The 1056-nt window shown below is 76.2% G+C and carries 2 protein-coding genes; both read left to right on the top strand.

Annotated features, from left to right (window positions below; all coding sequences use genetic code 11):
• Positions 1-649 (top strand): aminotransferase class IV (locus HMPREF3105_RS01530; RefSeq protein WP_210401413.1); only part of this gene is annotated, 649 nt, incomplete at its 5' end.
• Positions 650-726: 77 nt separating this feature from the next.
• Complete coding sequence (locus HMPREF3105_RS01525; protein ID WP_036317169.1) at positions 727-1005, top strand: DUF4235 domain-containing protein; 279 nt, start codon at positions 727-729, stop codon at positions 1003-1005.
• The last annotated feature ends 51 nt before the right edge of the window (positions 1006-1056 follow it).

Raw genomic sequence — 1056 nt, 5'->3', positions numbered from 1 at the left:
CGTGCGCCTGACCGTCACCCGCGGGCCCGAGGCCGCGCCCGGCGCCGTGCCCGAGCCCTCCGCCTGGGCGCTGCTCAGCCCCGCCCCCGCCGTCGAGGACGAGGAGCGCCGCACCGGGCTGCGCGTGCTCCTGCTGGACCGCGGCCTGGACTCCCGGGCGCCGGAGCGCTCCCCGTGGCTGCTCACGGGCGCCAAGACCCTCTCCTACGCCGTGAACATGGCCGCCCTGCGCCACGCCCGCGACCACGGCGCCGACGACGTCGTCTTCACCAGCGCGGACGGCTACCTGCTCGAGGGCCCCACCTCCACGGTGCTGATCGTGCGCACCGGGGAGGACGGCGTCCGCCGCCTCCTCACCCCGCTGCGCCAGAAGGGCATCCTCGCCGGCACGTCGCAGGCCGTGATCTTCGCGGCCGCCCACGCGGACGGCTGGGAGCTCGGCTACGGCCCGCTCGTCCCGGCGGACCTCCAGGGTGCCGAGGGCGTCTGGCTCGTCTCCTCGGTGCGCGGCGTCCTGCCGGTGCGCGCCGTCGACGGCGTCGAGATCCCCGTGGACCACGAGCTCACCGGCATGCTGCAGGCCCATCTGGACGCCGACGGCGATCCCGGCCGGCACGTCAGCGGCGACCCGGTGCCCACCGCGGGCTAGGCTGGAGACCGGCCCGTCCGACGTCGTCGGCCGCGACCGCAACCGCACGTGATATCCCCGACCACGGAAGGCGCACCATGAACACGCTCGTCCAGAAAGCCCTGTCCGCCGGCATCACGCTGGTCGGCGGCATCGTCGGCTCCCGCGTGGTCGCGGGCGGCTGGCGGCTCGTCACCGGCCACAGCGCCCCGGACGACGCGGCCGACGAGACGCTGCCCCTCGTCGAGGCCCTGTCCTTCGCGTTCATCTCCGCGGGCGTCGCGGCGCTGCTGAAGGTCGCCGGCCAGCGCGGCGCCGGCGCCGCGATCCGCAAGGTGTCCGAGTCCACCGCGCACCGCGTGGACCACGAGGTCTGAGCCGCCCCGCCACCACGACGACGGCCGCCGTCCGGAGGGATCCGGACGGCG

This window comes from Micrococcus sp. HMSC31B01 (assembly GCF_001816085.1).
GTDB classification, from domain to species: Bacteria; Actinomycetota; Actinomycetes; order Actinomycetales; family Micrococcaceae; genus Micrococcus; species Micrococcus luteus.
The sequence above is the reverse complement of the archived record's forward strand: the minus strand, read 5'-3'. Positions and strand labels throughout refer to the sequence as shown.

What these genes read in the sequence shown, in the direction of transcription:
- HMPREF3105_RS01525 (WP_036317169.1), top strand. Translation starts at nt 727, where the DNA reads ATGAACACGCTCGTCCAGAAAGCCCTGTCCGCCGGCATCACGCTGGTC.